A 6,506-nucleotide genomic window follows, 5' to 3' on the forward strand; every position below is an offset into this window, starting at 1 on the left:
CCAATAATAAAGAACAAGTATACCTCTATTGGGGAGAAGATGACTTTGCCATAGCAGAAGCAGTCAAGCAACTCCGCGAGTCTGTCCTCGATCCCAACTGGGAAAGTTTTAACTATGATAAAATTCCTCCAGAGAGATCCGATGGGGTTATTGAAGCACTTAATCAAGTCATGACTCCACCCTTTGGTATGGGGAAGCGTTTAGTCTGGTTATTCGATACAACAGTATGTCAGCAATGTCCCGAACAGAGTTACTCAGAATTAGAACGAACCCTACCCCAAATTCCCCCAACATCAATTTTACTCCTGACAACTAGAAATAAACCCGATAGCCGTCTGAAATCCACGAAACTCCTGCAAAAATATGCCTCATCTCGTGAATTTTCCCTTATTCCACCATGGCAGACAGAAGAGTTAGAGCAACAGGTAAAATTATACGCTCAAACTGTTAAAGTTAAACTAACCGTTACGGCTGTGACACTCTTGGCAGAATCAGTAGGGAACGACACCAGACAACTTCGCAATGAACTAGAAAAATTGCGTCTCTCTGTAGGTGATTCAACTCAATCTATCAACGAAAATCAGGTAGCTGCTTTAGTAACGTGCAATACACAAAACAGTTTACAATTAGCAGCAGCAATTCTCAAAGGAGATAGTGCCAAAGCCTTAGCATTAGTTACTGAATTAATTAACAAAAATGAACCAGGATTGAGAATTGTTGCCACCTTAATCGGGCAATTTCGTACCTGGTTATGGGTTAAACTAATGGTGAGTGAAGGAGAAAAAGACCAAAAAGCGATCGCAACTGCCGCTGAGATACCCAATCCCAAACGCATTTACTTCCTGAGCAAAGAAGTCCAACCCCTCTCCCTGACTCAGCTTACCTCAACCCTAGAGGTACTCCTAGACTTAGAAGTGAGCCTCAAACGTGGAGCCGATGCCCTTTCAACCTTGCAAACAAAAGTTATCCAACTTTGCCAAGTCTGTAAGGATTGGTGAATGGGGAACTTATAACCGATAAAATAGTTCAGAAAAACTAGCACCCTAGAATTATTAGTGACTGATTTTTTAGTCGTCTGGAATTGTGATGATCAAGTCTTCCCTATCTCGACTCTACTCCCACAACATTTTCGCCCAATCTCTGGTTGTGGTAACACTTGCTGCAATTGGCGTATTATCTGGCGTAACACCAGGGATCTATAAAGACTCCCATACCCTAGTCTTCAGTAGTTCAGTCTACGCTCAAACAGCACCGACTGACGCTGAGATAACTGGTTATACTAAAGCTGTCTTAGCTATGGAGCCACTCCGTCAAAATGCCTATAACGAAATTAAAAAAATTATGAGTGGTGCTGTGCCAGATATTGAATGTTATCGTGCTGAAAGTATTAGCAGGCTTAATCCAGCAGAAGCACGACAGATTGCTGAAAATTATTGCAGACAAGCTTCAGCAATAGTGGTTAATTATTTAAGTCCAGCGAGATTTAACCAAATTACCCAAATGGCAGATAACGATCCTAATTTACGACAAAAGATTAAAGATAGAATGCGTCAGTTGCAGTAAAGTTTGTTAGTTTTGTCTATTTAACCAATCTCCTAAATCAGTGACTTCTGAAAAATCTAATCAGGCTCCCCCCAATGTTTGTCGTAGTGCCATGGATAAACGGCTATCGGGCAGGGCGAAGCATTCGTATTCTTGATTTACGGTTAATCCGAGAGGTTATCCCCCGAATCCTGCGCCCCTACATATTATTGGTAATGAGTAACAACCAACAACCAACAACCAACAACCAACAACCAACGATTTTACATCTTTTGCAACTCGCTAGCCCAACCTTGCCCGTGGGAGCTTATAGTTATTCTGAAGGATTGGAAACTTTAGTAGATCGGGGTATAATTTGCGATGGCAACGCCAGCCTTCGGCATCGCAACACTTTATCACAATGGCTGGAACAATCCCTACGCTATGGTGCCATTCGATTGGAATCAGCGATGATGCTCCGAGCTTATCAAAGCGTCACTCAGAGCGATTTGACAGCTTTGAGCTATTGGAATGCTTGGGCTTCGGCAGCAAAAGAAACTGCTGAATTGCGATCGCAAAGTTGGCAAATGGGTAACTCTCTGATTAAGTTACTCCTAGATTTACACAACTCCAGCCCAAGTTACAATAACATATCTTTACCAGATTTAGTATCGGCTGCTGGTGTACCCTGTAATTATGCGATCGCATTCGGTATTGCTGCAGCTTACTGGCAAATCGATCTTACCGCTGCTTGCCTGGGCTACCTCCATAGCTGGGCATCCAATCTAATTGGTGCTGGTGTTAAGCTCATTCCCCTCGGGCAAACCATCGGCCAACAACTCCTCTTAGAAGTTTATCCTCAGCTTTCCCTTGTCACTCAAGAGGTTTTAGCCTTAGAGGATAGAGACTTAAGCAGTTGTAGCTGGGGATTGGCTCTCTCTTCTATGGCTCATGAAACTCAGTACACCAGATTATTTCGGAGTTAGCATAATGTAAAGTTTTGTAACTAAGTTATGAATTTATTTTACATTCTTTCACATAGACCGATGATGAGGTATTGTAATCAATAGTGAAATTCAGCCATTAAGCTGAGGCATCCTAGAGATAGGGAGCATATAATAGCATAATCAGGGAAGCAAAACCACCAAATTCATAAAAATTAAACCAAGCTTCAATAAGACTTTGGTTTAATTACCTGGAATTGCATCTACAAGAAAGGATGGGCAAGTTACAGTTGCACCAGTTAATTATCCAAGATCGGGAGTAAATACTGGTAATCAAGAATATTACAGCAATTTTCAAGTATCTGAGGTGTACTTAATAAACAGGCAATCTGCTGTATTAGGAATTTAGTGGATATAGAAAACACTAAAATAACTTGTACCTTAACTTTTATGTTCAAAAAAACTGAAATCTTTAAAATAGTTACTAGCCCCCTATGACAACTTCCGAAATAGTTACAACCGACGATTTAATCCAGCAAATTATTTATAGGGCAATCGAACAATTTACAGGTTGGTTAGAGGTAGCAGTTTCCGAAAAGAAAAAATGGAGGATCTATTTTTGGAGTGGTTTAATCTCCGGTGGCAGTAGCATTCATCCAATGCGTAGTTGGTATCGACAGCTCTCTCGCCACTGTCCACAATTGACTGGAGATCCGATTGCTCAGGAATTCCATAAACAAGATGGGAATTACCGATTCCTAGTTAAACTAGTAAAGGAAGAGAAAATATCGCAGGAGCAGATGAGAGAGGTTATTGAAGGTAATCTCATCGAGATTTTCTTCGACATAATCCAACTATTTGCACAACAAAGCTCTGATTCAAAGTTGGGAGTGAACTATAGTTGGATTCCTCAAATTATCATAGATTCACCCTTAGTTGTCTTGCAAGCTAACGAAACGTGGCGACAAGCTATGCAGTTGTGGGAAGCTTGGCAGAGAGGGGGATTAACAGAGGTATCTCCAAACTTAGCTCCCAGAGTCTTACAACCGGAAGAATTGCAAAGCCAAACTTCAGAATTGATTTACCGGAACCTACTTTCCTTAGCAGATGGGAATTTGACGTTTAGGGATTTAGCAGTAAAGTTGAATCGGAACCTATTACTCCTGATTCAACCAATGTTACCCTACATCCGTCAAGAGTTAATCGGACTGATTGAGGTGGAGGACTTAAATATTACTATTAATCTCCCTCTAGATAATGATATGAAAGAGTCGAAAAAGCTCGAAGCAGATAATCTTAATACTTCAGGTTATAAACCTTCATCAATTAGTCCTTTAGTCGCATGTATCGATGATAGCCGGGTTGATAATATAGCAATAAATCACATTATCACCAACGGTGGTTATCGGTGCATCACGATTCAGGATGGATACCAAGCCATATCGACATTACTATCCCACAAACCAGATCTGATCTTTTTGGATTTAATCATGCCAATTACCAACGGGTTTGAAATCTGTGCCCAAATTCGCCGGATTCCGTTGTTTAAAGATACGCCAGTAATTATTGTAACTGGCAAGGATGGTGTTATTGATCGGACGCGGGCAAAGATAGTGGGTGCATCAGGCTTTTTAACCAAGCCGATTAAGCGGGAGGAGGTACTGAAAATTTTAAACACCCATCTACCCACGCCCAGCCCTGTCAAATCTTAAGAGGAGGAAACCTCAAGCCGGAATATTTGTCACTGATTAGGTAATAATACTCATGACTCTGGGTGCTAATTATGAATATAGTATTAAATACTACTAATCTGTGAGTAATCGGTTAAGGATTTCTTGCAATCGCTTTGACTCTGTAACTCAGAGGTCAGGTGTGGAAAAAAAAGCCAATTTAGGGTGCTTTCCGCTTTGTCGATCGATGAAGGCAAAATTCCTCGACAAGAGAATAACTAACACAGAATTTTCATGGTCTTCAATTCTACTATCTATCCTTCTACAAGCCTTCAGATTTTTGTCCAGCTATCTAGAGGAGGCTGGTTTTCCTGTGGGAAAGTTTGGCGGCGCTGTAGCCATCTCCTGACAAAGCCAAGATTTTTTCCGGAATAACAGTCTTAGCGCTTGTTTCCTCTATTTAAAGCAATTAACTTAAATTTCAGATTTTTAACAATGCTTACTCCGTCATCTGTTAGTTCGATGGAATTGCCCATAGGAAGGCAAGAATTAGTATTCGCCACTGAAGACTTAATAAAACAGATTCAAGATTGCGCCACAAAGCAATTTACAGGTAAATTAGATTTGCAGATTACAGGTACTAAACCTCACTTATCCAGTCTATATTTTAGCTTGGGCGGTTTGGTGGGTTGTAGCAACGATTGGCATCCAAGTCGCCGCTGGTTTCGCCAACTTTCTTTACATTGTCCACAACTAATTGTCAATTCTACAGCACAGGAATGGGAGCGGACTCAATGTTGGGATTACAACTGTTTAGCCCAACTCACCAAACAGGGAAAAGTACCTGTGATGGAGATGGCGGAACTTATTGAAGGCCATGCAATCGAAATTATATTTGATATTATTCAAGCGGGAGAAAGAATTGGTTATACAAAAGGATTGCAACTCATCTATAGACCAATTCCTCAAGATGCGATGGATTTAGGATTAGTTGTAATTAGAGCTGATACAGCTTGGCGACAAGCGATTCAAGCTTGGCAAGATTGGCAGGATGCAAACTTAGCAGATATTTCCCCAAATCTGGCTCCTAAAATCGTGCAAACTGAACAATTGCGCCAGCAAACTTCATCCCATGCTTATCGCAATCTGACAACTTTAGCAGATGGTAATTACACCTTAAGAGACTTAGCCGTAAAGTTAACCCAGACAGCATTACCCCTGACTCAATCCATTCTTCCCTATATCCGCAATAGGTTGATGGATTTGATTGAGATTGAAGATTTAGTCTGTGACAATAAGCATTCTCATTCTGAGAAAAGGGTAGAAAGCAAGATCGCAGAAATAGGAAAAATAGGGAATAAACTCCCTCGCCCCCCTGCTTCAAAATCTCCCCTCATCGCCTATATTGATGATAGTAAAACCGATAGCCAGATCATGGGACAAGTTCTATCCCAAGCGGGCTATCGATTCATCAATATTCAGGATTCAGTACAAGCTTTAATTCAGCTACTCGAACACAAACCAGACCTGATTTTTCTGGATTTAGTTATGCCTATTGCTAACGGCTACGAAATCTGTGCCCAAATTCGCCGAGTTTCTACATTCAAGGAAACGCCAGTGATTATTCTGACAGGAAATGATGGTCTTGTAGATAGGGTACGAGCTAAGATGGTAGGTTCTTCTGGATTTTTATCCAAGCCAATTACCAGCGAAAAAGTATTGGGAGTTTTACGGAGGTATCTAACAAATGAGGTAAGGGCTGAGAGGTGACAGGTAGAAAAGAACCTCTCACCCTTTACCTTTAACCGCTCACCTCTCATCTGTAACCTCTCACCAACAACTACATTATGAAAACAGTTCTTTTAGTTGAAGACAGCCTAACCGAAACCCAAGTCATAACTGGTTACCTGATCCAAGCGGGTATCAGTGTCATCAGCGTTAGCAGTGGAGAAGAAGCCAAAATAAAACTACAATCTCAGACACCAGACTTAGTGATTCTTGATGTAATATTACCAGGTCAAAGCGGATTTGAAATCTGTCGCGAACTCAAAACAAATGCTATAACAAAAAAAATTCCTGTGGTGATTTGCTCAACGAAAGGCACTGAAGCAGATAAACTCTGGGGTTCAATGTTAGGCGCAGATGCCTACTTACCTAAACCAGTGGACCAGCAAGAATTGGTTAAAATAATCCAAAACTTGACTTAGTTGTTTGTTATTTGTTGTTTGTTATTTGTTGTTTGTTCTTGGTGATGGGATTAATTACATTGTTTGAGAATAGGAGACAGGATCCGTGACAGTTATTTGTTAACAACCAATAACCAACAACCAATAACCAACAACCAATAACCAACAACCAACAACCAATAACC

General features: G+C 40.8%; 6 protein-coding genes. All 6 read left to right on the top strand.

All coding sequences use genetic code 11. From position 1 onward, the window contains the following. On the top strand, nt 1-998 hold a 998-nt coding region (gene holA, locus NJ959_RS24125), incomplete at its 5' end, for a DNA polymerase III subunit delta (protein ID WP_254014296.1). An 88-nt stretch (nt 999-1,086) separates the two neighbouring features. Then, nucleotides 1,087-1,563, top strand: coding sequence for a DUF4168 domain-containing protein (locus NJ959_RS24130; RefSeq protein ID WP_254014297.1), 477 nt, complete (start codon nt 1,087-1,089; stop codon nt 1,561-1,563). A 194-nt stretch (nt 1,564-1,757) separates the two neighbouring features. Continuing rightward, nucleotides 1,758-2,507, top strand: coding sequence for an urease accessory protein UreF (locus NJ959_RS24135; protein ID WP_254014301.1), 750 nt, complete (start codon nt 1,758-1,760; stop codon nt 2,505-2,507). A 452-nt stretch (nt 2,508-2,959) separates the two neighbouring features. Next, nucleotides 2,960-4,177: a response regulator gene (locus NJ959_RS24140; protein ID WP_254014298.1), complete on the top strand. Its 1,218-nt coding sequence runs from the start codon at nt 2,960-2,962 to the stop codon at nt 4,175-4,177. Nucleotides 4,178-4,630: 453 nt separating this feature from the next. Next, nucleotides 4,631-5,905 (top strand): response regulator, encoded by a 1,275-nt coding sequence (locus tag NJ959_RS24145; protein WP_254014299.1) that lies wholly within the window; start codon nt 4,631-4,633, stop codon nt 5,903-5,905. A 77-nt stretch (nt 5,906-5,982) separates the two neighbouring features. Next, nucleotides 5,983-6,342, top strand: coding sequence for a response regulator transcription factor (locus NJ959_RS24150; protein ID WP_254014300.1), 360 nt, complete (start codon nt 5,983-5,985; stop codon nt 6,340-6,342). Nucleotides 6,343-6,506 lie beyond the last annotated feature (164 nt).

Source organism: Limnofasciculus baicalensis BBK-W-15 (assembly GCF_024178385.1).
Taxonomy (GTDB): domain Bacteria; phylum Cyanobacteriota; class Cyanobacteriia; order Cyanobacteriales; family Coleofasciculaceae; genus Limnofasciculus; species Limnofasciculus baicalensis.

What these genes read in the sequence shown, in the direction of transcription:
- NJ959_RS24135 (WP_254014301.1), top strand. Translation starts at nt 1,758, where the DNA reads ATGAGTAACAACCAACAACCAACAACCAACAACCAACAACCAACGATT.
- NJ959_RS24130 (WP_254014297.1), top strand. Translation starts at nt 1,087, where the DNA reads ATGATCAAGTCTTCCCTATCTCGACTCTACTCCCACAACATTTTCGCC.
- NJ959_RS24140 (WP_254014298.1), top strand. Translation starts at nt 2,960, where the DNA reads ATGACAACTTCCGAAATAGTTACAACCGACGATTTAATCCAGCAAATT.
- NJ959_RS24150 (WP_254014300.1), top strand. Translation starts at nt 5,983, where the DNA reads ATGAAAACAGTTCTTTTAGTTGAAGACAGCCTAACCGAAACCCAAGTC.
- NJ959_RS24145 (WP_254014299.1), top strand. Translation starts at nt 4,631, where the DNA reads ATGCTTACTCCGTCATCTGTTAGTTCGATGGAATTGCCCATAGGAAGG.